This window comes from Hydrogenophaga sp., assembly GCF_051858985.1.
Lineage (GTDB): Bacteria > Pseudomonadota > Gammaproteobacteria > Burkholderiales > Burkholderiaceae_C > Hydrogenophaga.
This window is the reverse complement of sequence record NZ_JBHYGM010000002.1, coordinates 1,216,339-1,235,710: the sequence shown is the minus strand read 5'-3', so window position 1 is coordinate 1,235,710 and position 19,372 is coordinate 1,216,339. Positions and strand designations below refer to the sequence as shown.

At 66.2% G+C, this 19,372-nt stretch carries 20 protein-coding genes; 7 read left to right on the top strand and 13 right to left on the bottom strand.

Going from position 1 to position 19,372, the window contains the following annotated elements:
- Positions 1-22 precede the first annotated feature (22 nt).
- From ACTIEY_RS12225 to ACTIEY_RS12170, 12 genes are all read right to left on the bottom strand, one after another.
- On the bottom strand, positions 23-322 hold the full coding sequence (locus tag ACTIEY_RS12225) for a c-type cytochrome (RefSeq protein ID WP_439519373.1): 300 nt from the start codon (positions 320-322) through the stop codon (positions 23-25).
- 13 nt (positions 323-335) lie between these two features.
- Positions 336-551, bottom strand: coding sequence for a TOBE domain-containing protein (locus tag ACTIEY_RS12220; protein WP_439519372.1), 216 nt, complete (start codon positions 549-551; stop codon positions 336-338).
- A gap of 37 nt (positions 552-588) precedes the next feature.
- Complete coding sequence (locus ACTIEY_RS12215; protein ID WP_439519371.1) at positions 589-1,398, bottom strand: ATP-binding cassette domain-containing protein; 810 nt, start codon at positions 1,396-1,398, stop codon at positions 589-591.
- A complete protein-coding gene (gene ssuC, locus ACTIEY_RS12210) occupies positions 1,395-2,285 on the bottom strand; it encodes an aliphatic sulfonate ABC transporter permease SsuC (RefSeq protein ID WP_439519370.1) in 891 nt (296 codons plus the stop codon). Before ssuC ends, ACTIEY_RS12215 begins: the two co-directional genes overlap by 4 nt.
- A 13-nt stretch (positions 2,286-2,298) precedes the next feature.
- On the bottom strand, positions 2,299-3,462 hold the full coding sequence (ssuD, locus tag ACTIEY_RS12205; RefSeq protein ID WP_439519369.1) for an FMNH2-dependent alkanesulfonate monooxygenase: 1,164 nt from the start codon (positions 3,460-3,462) through the stop codon (positions 2,299-2,301).
- Positions 3,459-4,460: a sulfonate ABC transporter substrate-binding protein gene (locus ACTIEY_RS12200; RefSeq protein WP_439519368.1), complete on the bottom strand. Its 1,002-nt coding sequence runs from the start codon at positions 4,458-4,460 to the stop codon at positions 3,459-3,461. The genes ssuD and ACTIEY_RS12200 overlap by 4 nt, the downstream gene beginning before the upstream one ends.
- Positions 4,461-4,485: 25 nt before the next feature.
- The gene (locus tag ACTIEY_RS12195; RefSeq protein WP_439519367.1) at positions 4,486-5,523 is read right to left on the bottom strand and encodes a sulfonate ABC transporter substrate-binding protein; all 1,038 of its coding nucleotides are present in this window, start codon (positions 5,521-5,523) and stop codon (positions 4,486-4,488) included.
- A 126-nt stretch (positions 5,524-5,649) separates the two neighbouring features.
- Positions 5,650-6,234 (bottom strand): NADPH-dependent FMN reductase, encoded by a 585-nt coding sequence (gene ssuE / locus ACTIEY_RS12190; protein WP_439519366.1) that lies wholly within the window; start codon positions 6,232-6,234, stop codon positions 5,650-5,652.
- Between the two features lie 21 nt (positions 6,235-6,255).
- A complete protein-coding gene (locus tag ACTIEY_RS12185; RefSeq protein ID WP_439519365.1) occupies positions 6,256-7,281 on the bottom strand; it encodes a sulfate ABC transporter substrate-binding protein in 1,026 nt (341 codons plus the stop codon).
- Between the two features lie 99 nt (positions 7,282-7,380).
- Positions 7,381-7,956: a retropepsin-like aspartic protease family protein gene (locus ACTIEY_RS12180; RefSeq protein WP_439519364.1), complete on the bottom strand. Its 576-nt coding sequence runs from the start codon at positions 7,954-7,956 to the stop codon at positions 7,381-7,383.
- Between the two features lie 57 nt (positions 7,957-8,013).
- Positions 8,014-8,655: a 3-oxoacid CoA-transferase subunit B gene (locus ACTIEY_RS12175; protein ID WP_439519363.1), complete on the bottom strand. Its 642-nt coding sequence runs from the start codon at positions 8,653-8,655 to the stop codon at positions 8,014-8,016.
- 14 nt (positions 8,656-8,669) lie between these two features.
- Positions 8,670-9,386, bottom strand: coding sequence for a 3-oxoacid CoA-transferase subunit A (locus ACTIEY_RS12170; protein WP_439519362.1), 717 nt, complete (start codon positions 9,384-9,386; stop codon positions 8,670-8,672).
- A gap of 35 nt (positions 9,387-9,421) precedes the next feature.
- Between ACTIEY_RS12170 and ACTIEY_RS12165 the strand changes: the two genes are divergently transcribed.
- The 7 genes from ACTIEY_RS12165 to ligD all read left to right on the top strand — a co-directional run bounded on the left by ACTIEY_RS12165 (position 9,422) and on the right by ligD (position 18,351).
- Positions 9,422-10,483, top strand: a complete 1,062-nt coding sequence (locus ACTIEY_RS12165) for an NAD(P)-dependent oxidoreductase (protein ID WP_439519448.1) — start codon at positions 9,422-9,424, stop codon at positions 10,481-10,483.
- Between the two features lie 10 nt (positions 10,484-10,493).
- The gene (locus tag ACTIEY_RS12160) at positions 10,494-11,837 is read left to right on the top strand and encodes an amidohydrolase family protein (protein ID WP_439519361.1); all 1,344 of its coding nucleotides are present in this window, start codon (positions 10,494-10,496) and stop codon (positions 11,835-11,837) included.
- A 49-nt stretch (positions 11,838-11,886) separates the two neighbouring features.
- Positions 11,887-12,876, top strand: a complete 990-nt coding sequence (locus ACTIEY_RS12155) for a tripartite tricarboxylate transporter substrate binding protein (protein ID WP_439519360.1) — start codon at positions 11,887-11,889, stop codon at positions 12,874-12,876.
- Between the two features lie 2 nt (positions 12,877-12,878).
- Positions 12,879-13,745: an NAD(P)-dependent oxidoreductase gene (locus ACTIEY_RS12150; protein ID WP_439519359.1), complete on the top strand. Its 867-nt coding sequence runs from the start codon at positions 12,879-12,881 to the stop codon at positions 13,743-13,745.
- Positions 13,742-14,800 carry a maleylacetate reductase gene (locus ACTIEY_RS12145; protein ID WP_439519358.1) on the top strand — a complete coding sequence of 353 codons (1,059 nt, stop codon included), beginning with the start codon at positions 13,742-13,744 and terminating at the stop codon, positions 14,798-14,800. Before ACTIEY_RS12150 ends, ACTIEY_RS12145 begins: the two co-directional genes overlap by 4 nt.
- A 90-nt stretch (positions 14,801-14,890) precedes the next feature.
- Positions 14,891-15,901: a Ku protein gene (locus ACTIEY_RS12140; protein ID WP_439519357.1), complete on the top strand. Its 1,011-nt coding sequence runs from the start codon at positions 14,891-14,893 to the stop codon at positions 15,899-15,901.
- An 8-nt stretch (positions 15,902-15,909) separates the two neighbouring features.
- A complete protein-coding gene (gene ligD, locus ACTIEY_RS12135; protein ID WP_439519356.1) occupies positions 15,910-18,351 on the top strand; it encodes a DNA ligase D in 2,442 nt (813 codons plus the stop codon).
- On the opposite strand, the gene ACTIEY_RS12130 is transcribed toward ligD, so the two are convergent.
- Entirely contained in the window at positions 18,338-19,267 is a 930-nt protein-coding gene (locus tag ACTIEY_RS12130) for a LysR family transcriptional regulator (RefSeq protein ID WP_439519355.1), read from the bottom strand. The two genes, ligD and ACTIEY_RS12130, sit on opposite strands and share 14 nt — an antisense overlap.
- Between the last annotated feature and the right edge of the window lie 105 nt (positions 19,268-19,372).

Below are 19,372 nucleotides of genomic sequence, written 5' to 3'. Positions count from 1 at the left end.
TCATGTCCATGTCTCCTGCCCGTTATTCCGGTTGGCGTGAAAAGTGATCGGCCAGGCGTTCCAGCTCGGCATCGCTGTAGCCTTTGGCGTGCTGGTGCATCACGGTGGCCTGCAATTGATCGCGCTTGTAGGCCAGCAGCTTGGTCAGCAGCACCTGCTTGTCCTGGGCGTTGATGGACGGAATGGCGCTGTTGCTCTTGCCGGCGGTGCCATGGCAGGCCGCGCAGGAAGCGGCCCAGGCGCGAGCCTGAAAGTCGGTGGTCTGGGCGTGTGCAGCCCCGCCCAGCAGCAACAGCGCGACGATCCTCAAGTCTGTCGTCATCGTGGTCCCCTCTTCAGAGCTTGGCGATCGAGACTTCGGTGGACTTCACGAGCGCGACCACTTCAGACCCGATCTGCAGATTGAGGTCGGTGACCGAACGCGTGGTGATGACGGAGGTGACGATGCCCCATGGCGTCTCGACATCGACTTCGGAGACCACGTCGCCCCTGATGATTTCCTTGACCTTGCCTTTGAACTGGTTGCGGACATTGATGGCTTGAATGGACACGTGAGTTTCCTTTGTGAAGTTGGGAAGGTGAAGGGGTTCAGATAGCCCAGCGCAAGGCATGGGCGGGAGATGGGGGCCAGGCCGCATCGCTGGACGGCGTGTCGAGGTTGGGCACCTGCAGCACCCGGTCGAGGATGCGTTTCTCGATCGCAGCGAACTCGGCGTCGCCACGAGAGCGGGGGCGTGCCAGCGGCACCCGCTCGTCGAGTGCGACGGCGCCGTCTTCAATGAGGATCACGCGGTCGGCCAGGGCCACGGCTTCCTGCACGTCGTGGGTCACCAGCAGGGCGGTGAATCCGTGGCGCTTCCAGAGGCCTTCAATGAGTTCATGCATCTCGATGCGGGTAAGCGCATCGAGTGCGCCCAGCGGCTCGTCGAGCAGCAGCAGTTGCGGACGATGCACCAGGGCCCGCGCGAGCGATACGCGCTGGCGCTGGCCACCGGAGAGCTTGGCCGGCCAGTCGCCCAGTCGGTCGCCCAGGCCCACCTGGCCCAGCACGGCTTCGGCATCCTTCTTTCCAGCTTTCGGCAGCCCTAATGCAACGTTGTCGAGCACGCGCTTCCAGGGCAGCAGGCGAGCATCCTGGAACATGATGCGGGTGTCATCGTGCAGCCCGTTCACGCGCTGGCCATCCAGCAGCAATTCGCCACCACTGGGCCGCTCCAGTCCAGCGATCAGCCGCAGCAGCGTGCTCTTGCCGCAACCGCTGCGGCCCACAATGGCGACGAATTCGCCGGGCTCGATGGTGAGCTGGTTGTTTCGCAGCACTTCGCGTTCACCGTATCGCTTGCTCAGTTGCTGCAGCTGCACGCGCACGCCAGCCCGGACGTCGGTTCTTGCGTTCATGCCTTGCCTCCCTGGTAGCCCGGGTGCCAGCGCAGCCAATAGGCTTCAAGGCCACGCGCGAACACGTCGGCGAGCTTGCCAAGGGCAGCGTAGAGCAGGATGCCCACGAGCACCACGTCGGTCTGCAGGAACTCGCGCGCGTTCATCGTGAGGTAGCCGATGCCGGCCTGCGCCGAGATGGTCTCGGCCACGATCAGGATCACCCACATCAGGCCGAGGGAAAACCGCAGACCCACGAGGATGGAGGAGAGCGCGCCCGGAAGGATGATCTGCGTGTAAAGGCCCCAGCGTGAGAGGCCGTAGGTGCGGCCCATCTCGATCAGGCCCGGGTCGACGTTTCGGATGCCGTGGAAGGTGTTGAGGTAGATCGGGAAGAACACCGCCACCGAGATCAGGAAGAGCTTGGCGGCCTCGTCGATGCCGAACCAGAGGATCACCAGCGGGATCAGAGCCAGTGCGGGGATGTTGCGCACCATCTGGATGCTGGAATCCAGCAGGGTTTCGAACAACCGAACCGATCCCGTGAGCAGGCCCAGCAGCAAGCCCAAGCCGCCCCCAATGGCCAGTCCCAGCAGGGCGCGGCCTGCGCTCACCTGCACGTGCGTCCACAGTTCGCCAGAGAGTGCGAGCGTCCAGAATGCCGTGACCACTTCCAGCGGTGCGGGCAGCACGCGTGAGGAGAGCCAGCCGAATGTGGACGCCAACTGCCATGAGGACACCAACATCAAGGGGACGAGCCAGGGCAGGGCGCGCTGTGAGACGGCGCGCAGCAAGCGGGTGACTGCACCGCCCCAAACGGGCAGAGGCAGGAAACCCCAACCGGGCGCGTCGATGGTGTCGGGCACCGGCGTCACCGGTGCCTCGCGGAAAGTCTGGGACAAGGTCATAGCGCCAGACTCCTCAGCTTTGCGATACGCGTGGCACGAACACATTGGCCACCGCTTCCCCGAAAGGCCCGCTCAAGGTGGGTCCGGGCAACGTCTGCTGCAGCGCGCGTGGCAGCAACGGGAACACCAGTTCGGCGAAGCGGTAGGCCTCCTCCAGGTGCGGGTAGCCGGAGAAGATGAAGTTCTCCAGCCCCAGTTCGGCGTACTCCTGGATGCGCGCGGCCACGGTCTGCGGATCGCCCACCAGCGCAGTGCCGGCTCCACCGCGCACGAGGCCCACGCCGGCCCACAGGTTGGGGCTGATCTCGAGATCGCCTCGCGTGCGCTTCTTGCCTCCCGCATGCAGGGCAGCCATGCGGCGCTGGCCTTCGGAGTCCATCTTCGAGAATGCGGCCTGCGCGCGGATCACGGTGTCGTCGTCGAGCTTGCTGATGAGTGAGTCGGCGGCCGCCCAGGCTTCGGCGTCGGTCTCGCGCACGATGACGTGCAGGCGGATGCCGAACTTCACCGTTCTTCCATGTCGGGCAGCGCGCGCCTTCACGTCAGCCACCTTCTTCGCCACGTCGGCCGGTGGCTCGCCCCAAGTGAGGTAGGCGTCCACCTGTTCGGCGGCCAGCTCGTGCGCCGCCTCGGAAGAGCCGCCGAAATACACCGGTGGATACGGATGCTGCAGCGGCGGGAAGAACAGCTTGGCGCCTTTCACCTGCAGGTGCTTGCCCTCGAAATCGTAGGGCTCGCCTTCGTGGCTGCGCGCCAGGATCTCGCGCCAGATGCGGATGAACTCGGCCGATTGTTCGTAGCGCTGTTCATGGTCCAGGAACACACCATCGCCTTCGAGCTCGGCCCGGTCGCCACCGGTCACCAGGTTGACCAGCAGGCGCCCTCCCGAGAGTCGATCAAAGCTGGCCGCCATGCGCGCAGCGAGCGCCGGCTGGTGCAGGCCGGGGCGCACGGCCACCAGGAACTTGAGCCGCTGCGTCACGGGCAGCAGGCTGGCGGCTACCACCCATGGGTCTTCGCACGAACGGCCCGTGGGAATCAGAACACCCTCGTAGCCCAGGCTGTCGGCGGCCTGGGCTACCTGCTTGAGATAAGCGTGGCTGAGCGCGCGGGCGCCTTGGGCGGTGCCCAGGTAACGGCTGTCGCCGTGCGTGGGGATGAACCAGAAGATCTTCATGACACGCTCTTTCGCGAGAAGTCGGGCCGCCAGACGATCTCGGCGACCAGAACGGGTTTGGGAATGAGGCCCAGGCGGTGAAAAGCGTCGGCAACGCGTTGCTGGTCTGCCACCGTGGCGGCGCTCAATGGCCCCACTGGCGACGGCGGCCGACGCTGCAGGAACAGACTGACCACACCCGCATCGAGCCCGCTGAAGTCGGCGATCAGCTTGATGGCCTCAGGTCGCTTCTGCTGCACAAAGCGATCGGCCCGCGTGAGCTCCTCGAACAGTGCGAGCAGCGTGGCGGTGTGCTCGGTGGCGAACGCTCGAGAGGCGAGGTAGAACGAGTTGTTGCTGGCCAATTCCCTGCCGGTTGCGAGTACCCGCGGCCGGATGGCGAGTTCGGTGGCGGCGTAGAACGGGTCCCAGATCGCCCACGCGTCCACGCTTCGGCGCTCGAACGCGGCGCGCGCATCGGCAGGCGTGAGGTAGATCGGCTGGATGTCGTTCCATTGCAGGCCGGCCTTGTCCACCGCGCGCACCAGCAGGTAGTGCGCGCTCGATCCCTTCTGCACCGCGATTTTTTTGCCCTTGAGGTCCGGCAGTGTCTTGAGCGGTGAATCGCCCAGCACCAGAAGCGCCGAACTGTCGGGCTTGGGCGGTTCTGCACCCACGTAGAGCAGGTCCTTGCCCGCGGCCTGGGCGAACACCGGCGGCGAGTCACCCGTCAGGCCGAATTCGAGTGCACCCACTGCCAGCGCTTCGAGCAGTTGTGGGCCGGCGGGGAACTCGATCCAGCTCACCTTGGTGTTGGGCAGGCGCTGTTCCAGCCACCCCTGCTGCTTGATGATCACGAGGTTGGCCGCCGACTTCTGGTAGCCGATGCGCAGGAGCGCGGGACCTGGGTTGGTCTGGGCGCGCGCCTGGGTCGCCGCGATGCCCCAGACGGTGGCGGTCACGGCCAGCAGCTTGAAAACGCTGCGGCGAGACACGGACCGTTGGATGGTGTTGGACATGGTGTTTCTCCTTCGTTGGCGTCGATCAGGGCTGCGAAACCACCACCGCTTCACTGACCTTGATCGCCTTGGGGATCAGCTTGAGATCGAAAAAGGTGTCGGCGATCTTTTGCTGGTCGGCGGCCACGGCGGGCGTGATCGGCTTGACGTTGAATTCGTAGCGTTGCAGGGCGAGTTCCACCACCTCCACCGGCAGGCCTTGCAGGGGAGCGATGAGTTCGGCGGCCTGGCGCAGGTTCTTCTTGAGCCAGATGCCTTGCTCCACGGAGTCCGCGAACAGTGCCTCGATGACCTTGGGGTTCCTGGTCACGAAGTTGCGCGCGCCCAGGTAGTACTGGTAGTTGTTGACCACGCCGCCGGTGCCGTCGGCCAGCACGCGGGCTCCGGTGGCCTTCTCGGCGGCGGCCTGGAACGGATCCCAGATCACCCACGCGTCCACGCGCTTGCTCTCGAAGGCGGCACGCCCGTCGGCCGGCGCCAGGTAGACGGGTTCGATGTCGGTGATCTTCAGACCGTGTTTTTCCAGTTGCTTGACCAGCAGGTAGTGCACGTTGCTGCCCTTGTTGAGCGCCACCTTCTTGCCCTTGAGTTCTGCCACCGACTTGATCGGCGAGTCCTTGGTGACCAGGATGGCTTCGGCGCGCGGCGCGGCAGGATCGAAACCAAAGTAGACGAACTGCGCGCCTGCAGCCTGCGCAAAGATGGGTGGTGCTTCACCCACGTAACCGACGTCGACCGCGCCCACATTCAGGCCTTCCAGCAGTTGCGGGCCTGCCGGAAACTCCACCCACTTCACGCTGAAGCCCTGCGGAGCGAGCTTTTTCTCCAGCGTGCCCTGCGCTTTCTGCAGCACGAAGAGGCTGGCCGACTTCTGATAGCCGATGCGCAGCTCGCCGCGCGTCTGTGCGTTCGCGCTGGGCACGGGCAACAGCAGCAGTGCCAGGCCCAGGCCTGCGATGACGGCCGCGAGCAACGCAAGGCCCCAGCGCTTGAAGCGTGAATAGCCAGGTGTGTTGGACTCGCCCGCCTCGGCGTCGGCGAGGTGCTTGATGGATTCGCTCATGACAGATTCCTTTTTGACGAAGCGCAGGCAAAGGCCGTCCAGGCCACCTGCACGTGGCTGAAAAATTTGAAAACCGGGAAATGGGGGGCGCGGGGGATCGGCCGGGTGGTCCCGGCTCGCAGCGGGTCAGACGCTACATCGCACCTGGGCAAACGGGACGGGCGCGAACCCGGTCGCCAGCGGCATTCGCAGGCCTTCGTGAAGCAGGTTGTTCACGGCGTCGTCCAGCCGGGTACCGAGTTCGTCGGCGACGCGGTACTCACCTTCGTCGTCCTTGGGGATCTGCGCGTCGGTGGCGTAGACCCCGGGAAGGATGTGACGGGAGGCCAGCGACTGCAGCACGGGCCGCAACGCGTAGTCGAGCGCCAGCATGTGGTTGGGGCTGCCGCCCGTGGCCAGCGGCAGCACCGCCTTGCCCTTGAAGGCTGATTGCGGCAGCAGGTCTAGGAAGACCTTGAGCACGCCGCTGTAGGCCGCCTTGTAGACCGGCGTGGCCACCACGATGGCCCGCGCGGTCTCCACCTGGGAGATGGCTGCGCGAATGGACTTGTGGCCCACGTCCGCCAGCAGCAGGGCCTGTGGCGACAGATCCCGGATGTGCAGGCGTTCGATCAGCGCATGGCGCAGGCCCAGACGTTGGTGCACCGCGTCGAGCAGCGCGGCCGAGCGGGAATGCTCGGAAGGGCTGCCGGCAAGAAGAAGAATGGACACGGTGCGGATTCCCTGAGCTGGTTATTTCTTGGTGTAGATCTGGTCGAAGGTGCCGTTGTCGGCAAAGTGCACCTTGGCCGCGTTGTCCCAACCGCCGAACGCGTCTTCGATCTTGAAAAGGTTCAGCTTGGGCAACTGCTTGGCGTACTTGGCCTGGGCCTTGGCCGAGGTCGGGCGGTAGAAGTGCTTTCCGATGATGTCCTGCGCTTCCTCGGTGTAGAGGAACTTCAGGTATTCCTCGGCCACAGCGCGGGTGCCTTTCTTGTCCACGTTCTTGTCCACCACGGTCACGGCGGGTTCGGCCAGGATGGAGAGAGACGGGTACACGAAGTCCACCTTGTTGCCGAATTCCTTCTCCAGCAGGTAGGCTTCGTTTTCCCAGGAGATGAACACATCGCCCTGGTTGCGCTGCGCGAAGCTGATGGACGAGCCGCGGGCGCCGGTGTCGAGCACGGGAACGTTGGCGTAGAGCTTGCCCACGAATTCCTTGGCCTTGCTGTCATCACCATTTGGGCTGCCGTATTTGCGCTTGGCGAACTCCCAGGCGGCCAGGTAGTTCCAGCGGGCACCGCCCGAGGTCTTGGGGTTGGGGGTGATGACCTTCACGTCCGGGCGGATCAGGTCGTCCCAGTCCTTGATGTTCTTGGGGTTGCCCGCGCGGGTGACCAGCACGATGGTGGACGTGTAGGGCGAGCTGTTGAGTGGCAGGCGCTTCTGCCAGTCCTTCGGAATCCAGCCGCCGTTGGTGTGCAGCGCGTCGGTGTCACCGGCCAGGGCCAGCGTGGCCACGTCGGCGTCCAGGCCGTCGATGATGGAACGCGCCTGCCTGCCCGAGCCACCGTGGCTCTGCTTGATCGTCACGTCCTGGCCGGTCTTGGCCTTCCAGTGCTTGGCGAAGGCGGCGTTGTATTCCACATACAGCTCACGCGTCGGGTCATAAGACACGTTGAGCAGGGTCACGGGCGCCGGCTGTGCGTGCGCCGAGAGAGCGCTGGCGGACAGGGCGGTGGCGGCGAGGGCCTGGATGAGCTGGCGGCGGGTGGTCATGGTGTTCCTCGGGAGGCGTTGTTAAAGGGATGCCGGATGATCCCGTCAATGCCACGGATGAGGAACGAATGAATTTTTGGTTGCTTATGACTGAAACATCTAACCCGGGGTGCGAAGCCGCAGCACCATCTGGTTGGCCTTGAGCTCGATGTCAAACCGGGAGAGAAAGCTCTGCCCCAGCAAGGCGACGTCATCGTCGCCCGTTTCCAGCCCGATGCCCACCGCGGCACCGCCCAGGGCAAAGGACCCGGCCGTCACCGGCACACTGCGCAGCACCCGGCCGGGCATGGGTCCGTTGGCGGTGCTGAAGGTCACGCTCTGGCCGCCTTCCAGGCCGGCCTGCTGCGCGAACCCCGCGCTCACGGTGACCAGGCTGGCGCCGGTGTCCACCAGAAATCCCACGGGTCGGCCGTTCACGGTGCCAGGCAGGCGGAAGTGCCCGTCCCTGCTGCGCGTGATCACGATCTCGCCTTGTTCGTTGGTGGTGTAGGGCGCCTGCCGGACGGCGCGCTGGCCCTCGAAGTGGGAGAAGCCGGTGTAGAGCGCCGCGCCCATGCCCACCCAGAAGAGCAGCATCCAGAAGGCGCCCCTTCTGGCGGTCGATGCGGTGCTGCGTTGTCCGTTTTCACGATCGCGCTGGGCGTCGCGGTACCAGTCCCTGTCTTCCAATCCCACGGGCTTCCTTTGTCGAGCGAATCCGATGGAGACCCGCTGCGCACAAAGGTTCCTCGGTCACGGGGCGATGGGCAGTCCGATCAGCCGTTCCAGCTCGGCGTGTTCAAGCCCGTCGACCATGTCGATGAGCTTCAGGCCCTGCGGCGTGCAGGCCAGCGTGGCCAGGTCGCTGTAGATGCGCTTGACGCAGCCGATGCCGGTGAGCGGGTAGCTGCATTCGGCCACCACCTTGCTGGCACCTTGTTTGGTGAGCAGGTCCATCATCACCCAGGTCTGCTTGGCACCGATGGCCAGGTCCATGGCGCCACCCACGGCGGGGATGGAGCCCGCCTCGCCGGTGCTCCAGTTGGCCAGGTCGCCGGTGGCCGACACCTGGAACGCGCCCAGCACGCAGATGTCCAGGTGGCCGCCGCGCATCATGGCGAAGCTGTCGGCGTGGTGGAAGTACACGCCACCGGGCAGAAGCGTCACAGGCTGCTTGCCAGCGTTGATCAGGTCGTAGTCCTCATCGCCCTTCGCGGGTGCTGGACCCATGCCCAGGATGCCGTTCTCGCTGTGCAGCACCACCTCGATGCCCTCGGGCAGGTGGTTGGCCACCAGCGTGGGCTGGCCGATGCCCAGGTTCACATAGGCACCGTCGTGGATGTCCTGCGCGACGCGGCGCGCCAGTTCGTCTTTGGTTCTTCTCGTGTAGCTCATGAAGTGCTCTGCTTTCAGGCGGCGGCCTTGAAGCCGCCGGCCTGCGTGGCCACGCGGGGAATCTGGACGATGGCGCTCACGTGGATGCCGGGGGTGACCACGGCTTCGGGGTCGAAGCTGCCGAGTTCGGCGATTTCGTACACGCTGGCCACAGTGCGCTTCGCGGCGGTGGCCATCACCGGGCCGAAGTTGCGCGCGGCCTTGCGGTAGGTGAGGTTGCCCCAGCGGTCGCCGCGCTCGGCCTTGATGAGCGCCACGTCACCGAAGATGGGGTACTCCAGCACATACGGCTTGCCCTGGATCACACGCGTTTCCTTCGGCGTGCCGTCGGCGTTGCGCGCCAGCTCGGTGCCGAAACCCGTGGGCGTGAAGAAGGCCCCAATGCCGGCCCCGGCGGCGCGCAGGCGCTCGGCCAGGTTGCCCTGAGGGACCAGTTCGAGTTCCAGTTGGCCGCTGCGGTAGAGCGCGTCGAAGACATGGCTGTCGGCCTGGCGGGGGAAGCTGCAGATGACCTTGCGCACACGCCCGGTCTTGAGCAGCGCAGCCAGCCCGGTGTCGCCGTTGCCCGCGTTGTTGTTCACCACGGTGAGTTCCCTCGCGCCCTGGTCGATCAGGCCGTCGATGAGTTCACCTGGAATGCCGGCGGTACCGAAGCCGCCGATGAGCACGGTCGCGCCGTCCTGGATGCCGGTGAGCGCCTCGGCGACCGAGGCGGCGATCTTGTTGATCAAACGATGTCTCCTGCGGGGTTCTTGCGGGTGGGGGGATTTTCATCGCCTTTGCAGGGCGTGGGGCCCATGGGCTTTTCCCGAGCCGGAAAACTGATTTTCACCCGGTCCGTTGCGGCCCGCCGTGCCGGGCGACACACTCAGCGGCCATCGACCACAAAGACCTGGAGACAAGCGTGAGCAAGCGAATTGGATGGATCGGCCTCGGCCGCATGGGCGAAGCCATGGTGAAGCGGCTGACCAAGGCCGGCCACACGGTGGAGGTGTGGAACCGAACGCGGAGCAAGGCAGAGCCGCTGGCCGAGTACGGTGCGGTGGTAGTGGACCACAAGCAGGACCTCTCGACCTGCGACACGGTGTTCACCATGGTTTCCACCACGAACGACCTCAAGGACGTGCTGTTCGGCGAAGGCGGCCTGGCGGCCGGCGACCAACGCCCGCGCGTGGTGATCGACAGCTCGTCCATCTCGCAGGAAGGCTCGGCCGAGATCCGCACAAAGCTCGAAGCCCTGGGCATCGCCTACCTCTGTGCCCCGGTCTCCGGCAACGCCAAGGTGGCCAAGGCCGGCAAACTGCTGGTGGTGGCGTCGGGCCCCCGGGACATCTACGAAGAGGCAGAGCCCTACCTGAGCGCCATGTCGCGCAAGGCCATGTGGGTGGGCGAGGGCGAACTCGCCCGCGTGTGGAAGATCGCGCACAACACCATGTTCGGCGTGATCATCCAGAACCTCTGCGAGATCACGGTGCTGGCCGAGAAGGCCGGCATTCCGCGCGATGTGTTCCTGGAGAGCATCAACGACTCGGTGCTGGGCTCCATGTACACCCGGTACAAGACGCCGGTGCTCACCAAGCTCAATTTCGACCAGGTGACCTTCACGCCCAAGCTCCTGCTGAAAGACATGGATCTCGGGCTCGGCGCTGCCAAGGCCCACGGCGTGGCCATGCCGGCGGCAGCCGCCACGCGCGAGAGCATTGCGCGCATGGTGGGGCGGGGCTATGAAGACATCGACTTTGCCGTTCTGCTGCGTGAAACCGCCGCCGACGCCGGGCTGCAGATCCAGCCGCTGGACGTCGACGTCAGCGACGGCCTGAGCAGCTGAGGGCCGGCGCATGGCTGCAGCCCGCACCCTGCTTCGCGGTGGCACCGTCATCACCATGGACGCGCAGGGCGACCTGGCGCGGGGTGACGTGCTCATCAGCGGCGACACCATCACCGCCATCGAGCCGGTGATCGCTGCCGACGACGCCCAGGTGGTTGATGCCACCGGCTGCATCGTCATCCCCGGCCTGGTCAACGCCCACATGCACACCTGGCAGACGGCGTTGCGCGGCGTGGCCGCCAACTGGACGCTGCTGCAGTACTTCAAGAACATGCACGCGGGCCTGGCCACCGTGTTCACGCCAGGCGATCTGCACATCGCCACGCTGGTGGGTGCCCTCAACCAGATCAACTGCGGCACGACCACGCTGGTGGACTGGTGCCACAACAACCCCACGCCAGCGCACAACGACGCCGCCGTGGCCGCGCTGCTGCAGTCCGGCATCCGGGCGGCCTTCTTCCACGGCACGCCCAAGCCCGATCCCAAGCCGGGCGAAACACCGTTCTGGGAGCAGCCGCACCCGCGCGCCGAGGTGGAGCGGCTGCTGCACGCGCACGCGGGTGAACCCTTGTTGAGCGTCCATGCCGCCGTGCTCGGCCCGCATTACTCGACGCTGGAGGTGGCCCTGCACGACTTCCGCATGGCCAAGGAACTCGGACTGATCGCTTCCCTGCACCAGGGCGGCGGCCCGGCGCGCACGCCCGACGGCTGGGAGCGCCTGGAGGAAGCAGGCCTGCTCGGGCAGCACATCAACATCGTGCATGGCCATGCGCTGAGCGACGCCCAGTTGGCGCGCTTCTGCGACCTGGGCATGAGCTTCTCGGCGGCGGCCGAAAGCGAGATGTCGCAAGGTCACGGCCATCCACTCACCGGCCGCTTGCGCGCGCTGGGTCGCGCGCCTTCACTGGGCGTGGACCTGGAAAGCGTGATGAGCGGCGACATGCTCAGCCAGGCGCGCATCGCCCTGGGCATCCAGCGCAGCCTGGACAACTTTGCCTACCGTGAAGCGCACGGCAGCATCCCGCCCACTTCCACCATCACCACGCGCGAGGCGCTGGCCTGGGTCACCGTGGAAGGCGCGCGCATGCTGGGCCAGCAGGATCGCATCGGCAGCCTGGCGCCCGGCAAGCAGGCCGACCTGGTGGTGATCCGCGCCAATACCCTGAACATGCAGCCCGTGCACGACCCGGTGAGCGCCGTGGTGATGCAGGCCTCACTGGCCAACATCGAGAGCGTGATGATCGCCGGCCAGTGGCGCAAGCGCGGCGGCCGCGTGCTGGATGCCGACATCGGCTCGCTGCTGGAGAGCCTGCAGCAGTCGGGCCGCAAGATCACGCAGGCCATGGGCCTCTGAGACCGGCGGATGGGCGTCCCATCCTTATCCCAGCAACGAGGAGACAAGCATGAAGAAAAGAATCTGGATCCAGGCGGTGGCGATCTGGGCGGGTGCCGTGGCGCTGGCCATGCCGCTGCTCACCGGTACCGCCCAGGCTCAGGCCTACCCCAGCAAGCCCATCCGTTTCCTGGTGCCATTCACCGCCGGGAGCGGCACCGATCTGATCGCGCGCACTGTGGGTGATGCGATGTCGCGCAGCATGGGCCAGCCCATCGTGGTGGAGAACCGTCCCGGCGCGGGCGGCTCGCTGGCCACCGCGCAGGTGGCGCGCGGCGAGGCCGATGGCTACACCGTGCTCATTCCCTCGTCCAGCCACGCGGTGAATCCGGCTATCTACACCAACCTCACCTACGACACCGTGCGCGACCTCACCGGCATCACGCCGCTGGCTGCGCTGCCCAATGTGATGGTGGTCTCGCCCGCGCGGGCCTGGAAGACCGTGGCCGACGTGCTCGCCGCCGCGCGCGCCAGGCCGGGTCAGCTCAACTACGCATCGGCCGGGGTGGGCAGCGCCACCCACCTCAACGCCGAGAAGTTCAAGTTGCAGGCCGGGTTCGACGCGCAGCACATCCCGTTCAAGGGCACCCCCGAGGCGCTGGCCGACGTGATGGGAGAGCGCACCGACTGGTACTTCTCACCGCTGTCCTCTGCGTTGCCGCTGATCCGTGAGAACAAGGTGGTCGCGCTGGCCGTGAGCACATCGCAACGCACCAACGCGCTACCCCAGGTGCCGACCACGTTGGAAGCCGGCGTGCCAGGTTCGGACTTCGTGTTCTGGGTCGGCATGATCGTCAACGCCCAGACGCCGCCCGCCATCCAGCAGCGGTTGCATGCCGAAGCCTTGAAAGCCCTGGCCGACCCGGAGGTGAAGGAGCGCCTGGCCCGCCTGGGGGCTGAACCCTACCCCATGCAGCCTGAGGCGTTCAACGCTTTCATCCGCACCGAGATGGACGCGGCAGCGCGCATCGCCAAGGCGGCCAACCTCAAGGGTCAATGACCATGATCCGTGTGCATTTCATCGGCGTTGGCAAGATGGGCCTGCCCATGGCCAGCCACCTGCTGGCCGCCGGCCACGCCGTGACCGTCAGCGACCCGGACCTCTCGCGCCTGGCGCTGGCCGCCGAGCGCGGCCTGACCTCCGGCAGCATGGACGACCTGGCCCGCGCGGAAGTGGTGATGTCTTCCCTGCCGCACGACCAGGCCCTTCGCAGCGTGGGCATGGCGGTGGCGGCTGCGCTGCCACAGGGAGCGGTGTATGTCGACACCAGCACTGTCTCACAGCGTGTGTCGGCTGACGTGGCCGAGGCCTGTGCCCGTTCGGGTGTGCAGTACCTGCGCACCACCGTCTCGGGCAACAACCACATGGCCGAAGCGGCGCAGCTCACGGTGATGGCCTCCGGCCCGCAAGCGGTGCACGAGCGCCTGCTGCCTCTGCTGCGCTGCTGGGGGCCGAACCATTTCTACCTGGGCAGTGGCGAGCAGGCCCGCCTCATGAAGCTGGTGGTGAACCTGCTCATCGCCCAGACCAGCGCCATGCTGGCCGAAGGCCTCACACTCGGCCAGAAGGGCGGGCTGGACTGGGGCGACATGTGGGCCGTGCTCGGTGCCAGTGCCGTCGCATCGCCCATCCTCAAGGCCAAGTCGGCCCAGCTCTCGAAGCGCGACTACGCGCCCACCTTCACCGTGACGCAGATGAACAAGGACCTCGACCTGATCCTCGCTGAAGCCGCCGCCTGCGAGGCCCCGGTTCCGCAGACGGCCGCCACGCGCCAGCTCATGGCGGCCGCGCAGGCGCAGGGCGATGCCGAGCTGGACTACGCGGCCATCATCCGCGTGCTCGAACGCAGTGCGGGGCTGGCCCGATGAAGCGCTTCGTCTACCAGGGCCTGCCGTCGCGCGTGGTGTTCGGCGCGGGTTCGCTGGCTTCGCTGCCCGCGGAGATGGATGCGCTCAAGGCGCAACGCGCGCTGGTGCTGTGCACGCCGGAGCAGCGCGAGTCGGGCGAGCGTGTCGCCGCGCTGCTGGGCGCGCGCTCCGCCGGCATCTTCGACCGCGCGGTGATGCACGTGCCGATCGAGACCGCCCGGGAGGCCCGCGAGGAAGCGCGGCGCCTGGGCGCGGATTGCGCGGTGGCGATCGGCGGCGGCTCCACCACCGGGTTGGGCAAGGCCATCGCACTCGACTCGGGCCTGCCCATCCTGGCCATCCCCACCACCTACGCCGGCTCGGAGATGACGCCCATCTACGGCATCACGGAAGCGGGCCTGAAGAAGACGGGCAAGGACATCCGTGTGCTGCCGCGCACGGTAATCTACGACCCCGAACTTTCCATGACCCTGCCCGTGGGCTTGAGCGTGACCAGCGGCATCAACGCCATTGCCCATGCGGCCGAGGGTCTGTATTCGGTGGAAGGGAATCCGGTCATCGACCTCATGGCCGAAGAAGGCATTGCGGCGCTGGGCCGAGCCCTGCCACGCATCCGGGCGCAGTCTGGCGATGCGGAAGCCCGCTCCGACGCCCTCTATGGCGCCTGGCTGTGCGGCATCGTGCTCGGAACCGTGGGCATGGCCCTGCACCACAAGCTCTGCCACACCCTGGGTGGCAGCTTCAACCTGCCGCACGCGGAGACACACACCGTCGTGCTGCCCCATGCACTGGCCTACAACGCCTCTGCCGCCCCGCAGGCCATGGAGCGGATCCGACGCGCGCTGGGTGGCGCGAGCGCCGCGCAGGCGGTGTACGACCTGGCCCAAGCCAATGGCGCCCCGGTCGCGCTCAGGGACATCGGCATGAAGGCGGACGACCTGGACAAGGCTTGCGACATCGCCATGAGCAACCAGTACCCGAATCCCCGGCCGCTGGAGCGGGAGGCGGTGAGGCAGCTGCTGCAGGACGCCTTCGATGGCCGTCGCCCGGCCTGAGGAAGGCAGGACACTCAACGGGGTGGTGTCCTACACCTGAAGGTGGCGGGCGGTGCTAACTTTCCTTTCCCGCTTGAAAGGAAATCCGCCATGGCTGAACGCAGCAAGAAGACAACGCGGGCGGAGCCGGTCGACGAAGGCCAGGCGCCCACCTCCACCCGCACCATCTGGAAGGGTGCGATCAGCTTCGGGCTGGTGCACATTCCTGTGGGCCTCTACTCGGCCACCATCAGCTCGGGCATCGACTTCGACTGGCTGGACCGCCGCTCCATGGACCCGGTGGGCTACAAGCGCATCAACAAAGTGACCGGCAAGGAAATCGCGAGCGCCGACATCGTCAAGGGCGTGGAATACGAAGATGGCCGCTACGTGCTGCTCTCGCCCGAGGAAATCGCCGCCGCGTTTCCCAAGGTGACGCAGACCATCGAGATCGAGACCTTTGTCGACGCCGACGAGATTCCTTTCGTCTACCTCGAACGCCCTTACTACACCGCACCGCTCAAGCGCGGCGAGAAGGTATACGCCTTGCTGCGCGAAGCGCTGACCAAGAGCAACAAGGTGGGCCTGGCCAAGGTGGTGATCCAGACCAAGCAGCACCTGGCAGTCCTCATCCCCTGTGGTCGGGCGCTCATCCTCAACCTGCTGCGCTGGGGTGGGGAAATCCGTTCGTTCGAACAGCTGGATTTGCCGCCCCTGGGCGTGAAGGCTGCGGGCATCAAGGACGCCGAGTTGACGATGGCGATGCAGCTCATCGAGGACATGACGCAGCCCTGGAAGGCCGACGAATTCCGCAATTCCTTTGCGGATGAAATCAACAAGCTGGTGGAGACCAAGGCCACGAAGGGCGAACTGGCCGACGTGGCCAAGGTGGACAAATCGGAGAGCGCACCCTCGGGCGCGAACGTGCTCGACCTCACCGCGCTGCTCAAGCGCAGCCTGGGCGCGGCGCGCACGCCAAAGGAAAAGCCGGCGTCGGTGACCGAGCTGCCCGGTGCCAAGGCGCCAGCCGGCAAGGCCGCCGCGAAGAAGAAGCCGGCCGCGAAGAAGGCCGCACCTGCGCCCAAGGCGCCCGCCAGGAAGCCCGCGCGGCGCGCTGCCTAGGAGCCGCCGTGGCCGACGCGCTGGCGCTGTACCGCAAGAAGCGAAACTTTGCGCGCACGCCCGAACCGGCCGAAGGCGGCGAGGCCAGTGAAGGCGCGCTTCGCTACGTGATCCAGAAGCACTGGGCGAGCCGCCTGCACTACGACCTGCGGCTGGAACTCGACGGCACCATGAAGAGCTGGGCCGTGCCAAAAGGACCGAGCTTCGATCCCAAGGACAAACGCATGGCGGTTCAGGTGGAAGACCACCCCATGGCGTACAACACCTTTGAAGGCCAGATTCCACCGGGGCAGTACGGCTCGGGCAAGGTGATCGTGTGGGACAAGGGCCACTGGACCCCCATCGGCGACGCAGAGCAGGGCTATCGGGAAGGCAAGCTCAAGTTCGAACTGCACGGCCACAAGCTCAAGGGACGCTGGACGCTGGTGCGCATGCGCGCCGATGCCGGCGGCAAAGGGCCGCCGTGGCTGTTCATCAAGGAACACGACGAGTTCGAGCGGCCGGCCAGCGAATTCAATGTGGTGGAGGAGCAGCCCGACAGCGTCAGCAACCTGCAGACGGCCACGCCGAAGACGGTGACGCCGAAGAAGGTCATGCCGACAAAAGCCGAACTCCCCGTGGAGCTCTCGCCGCAACTGGCCACGCTCGCGAAGGCGCCGCCCGGCGAGGTGGCTGACTGGCTCTGGGAATTGAAGTTCGACGGCTACCGCATGCTGGCCCGCAAACAGGGAAAGACCGTTCGGATGTTCACCCGCAACGGGCACGACTGGACCGCGCGCATGCCGGCACTGGCCCGGGAACTCGCCACACTGCCTCTCAAGTCAGGCTGGCTCGATGGCGAGGTGATGGTGGTGGACGAGGACGGCGTGCCGAATTTCCAGGCATTGCAGAACGCGTTCGACACCGTGGACACGAAGCAACTGGTGTACGTGCTGTTCGACATGCCCTTTGCCGATGGCCTTGACCTTCGAGCGCTGCCGGTGGAAGAGCGCCGCGAACGCCTTCGCGTGCTGATGGATGGCCAACCCAGCGAGTTGCTGCGGTTCAGCGAGAGTTTTGACGCGCCTTCGGCCGACCTGCTCGCTTCGGCCTGCCAGCTGGGCTTCGAAGGCTTGATTGGCAAACGCAAATCGGCGCCCTACGCTTCGCGGCGAAACAGCGACTGGATCAAGCTCAAGTGTGGCCAGCGGCAGGAATTCGTGATCGGCGGCTACACCGATCCCAAGGGCTCGCGCACCGGCATCGGCGCGCTGCTGCTGGGCCTGCACGACGAAGAGGGGGCGTTGAAGTTCGTCGGCCATGTGGGGTCGGGCTTCAACGAACGCACCCTGCAGTCGCTGCACGGCACGCTGAAGAAGCTCGCGACCACCCAGCGCCCGTTTGCCGGCGCCACGAAGATCGAAGGCCAGCCGCACTGGGTGAAGCCCAGCCTGCTGGCCGAAGTGTCCTTTGCCGGCTGGACCGCGGAAGGGCGGTTGCGCCATGGTGTGTTTCTGGGGTTGCGTGGCGACAAGCCGGCCGTGGCCATTTCCCGTGAAGAACCTCAAGCGGTGACCTCCATGAAGATTTCCAACCCCGAACGCGTCATCGACCCCGAGAGCGGCCTCACCAAGCTCGACCTGGTGCGTTACTACGAAACGGTCGCGCCCTTCATGATGGAACACCTCAAGGGGCGCCCCGTGGCACTGGTTCGCGCCCCCGACGGCATCGAAGGCGAGCTGTTCTTCCAGAAGCACCTGGACAAGACCCGCATGGACGGCGTGGCCCTGCTCGACCCTGCGCTGGATGAAGGGCACGATCCCCTGATCGAAGTGGCGAAACCCAAGGGGCTGCTTTCGGCGGCGCAGATGAACGTTATCGAGTTCCACACCTGGAACGCGCGCAAGGACCGCATCGAGCGCCCCGACCGCATGACTTTCGACCTCGACCCCGGTGAAGGCGTGGCCTGGGCGCAGGTGCAGGAGGCGGCGGAACTCGTGCAGGTGTTGCTCAAGGAGCTCGGCCTGCCGGCGTTCCTGAAGACCAGCGGTGGCAAGGGCCTGCACGTGGTGGTGCCCATCAAGCGCCTGCACGGTTGGGATGCCGTGAAGGGCTTTTCGCAGGCGGTGGTGCAGCACCTCGCGCAGACGATTCCGGAGCGTTTCGTGGCCAAGAGCGGGCCGCGCAACCGGGTGGGCAAGATCTTTGCCGACTACCTGCGCAACGGGCGTGGTGCCACCACGGTGAGCGCCTGGTCGGCCCGCTCGCGACCGGGCCTGGGCATCTCTGTGCCGGTGGCGTGGTCGGAGCTGGCGGCGCTCAAGGGCGGTGCGCACTGGACGGTGCGCACCGTGGACCAGCGACTGCGCAAGGGCAACTCGCCCTGGGACGGTTATGAGCAGGCGGCCGTGTCGCTGGCGCCTGCCATGCGCCAGCTTGGCTACCAGCCTGAGAAGGTCAGTAAACCGTGAACTGGCCGGTCCACTTGCGCTCGTAATCCATCTTCTTGAAGTGCGCGGCCATGAAGTCGATGAAGGTGCGCACCTTCGCGCTCAGGTGCTTGCGGCTGGGGTAGGCCAGGTTGATGGTCAGGCGCGGCAGGTCCCAGTCGTCGAGCATCGGCACCAGCCGGCCGGCCACCACGTCGTCGTACACGATGTAGCTGGGCTGGACCAGGATGCCCATGCCGTCCAGCGCGGCGGCGCGCAGGATCTGGCCGTCGTTGCTCTCCAGCAGCCCCTTCACGCTGACCGTGCGCTGCTCGTCCGCGCGCGAGAAGCGCAGCTCGTACGGGTTGTTGGCGTGGGTGTAGATCAGCAGCTTGTGGCGTTGCAGGTCGTCCAGCGCCTGGGGCACGCCGTGGCGCGCTAAGTATCCCGGTGAGGCCACCAGGATGCGCCGCGTCTCCGCCAGGCGGCGGATGGTGATGTTGGAATCGGGCTCGTACTCGCGGTTGCGGATGGCCACGTCGATGTTGTTGTCGATGATGTCGAGGTAGCGGTTGGCGGCCTCCACGTGCACCGTGACATTGGGGTAGCGATCGGTGTACTCGCGCAACAGCGGCGCGATGTGGTGCATGGAAAACGACAACGAGGCAGTCACCCGCAGGACACCCGTGGGGTTGAGGGCGGCAGCGTTGACGGTGGATTCGGCGTCGCGCAGGTCGGACAGGATGGTTCGGGCGCGCTGGAAGAACTCCTGGCCGGTGTCCGTGAGGTAGAGGCGGCGCGTGTTGCGCTCCACCAGGCGCACGCCCAGGCGCTCTTCCAGGGCTGCCAAGTGCCGGCTGGCGCTGGCATTGGAGAGGTCCAGCAACTCGGCGGCCTTGCTCAGGCTGCCGGTTTCGGCCACCTGCACGAACAATTCGATCTCGGTCCAGCGGTCCATGGTCTGCTCTTTGTTGCGCCTGAAGAAAAAGTCATTTTTGCCGCAGGCATTGGTCTGTCTCCCCCAACGCTCTACATTGTGACGGCACTGCGGGCCAACCGCAGG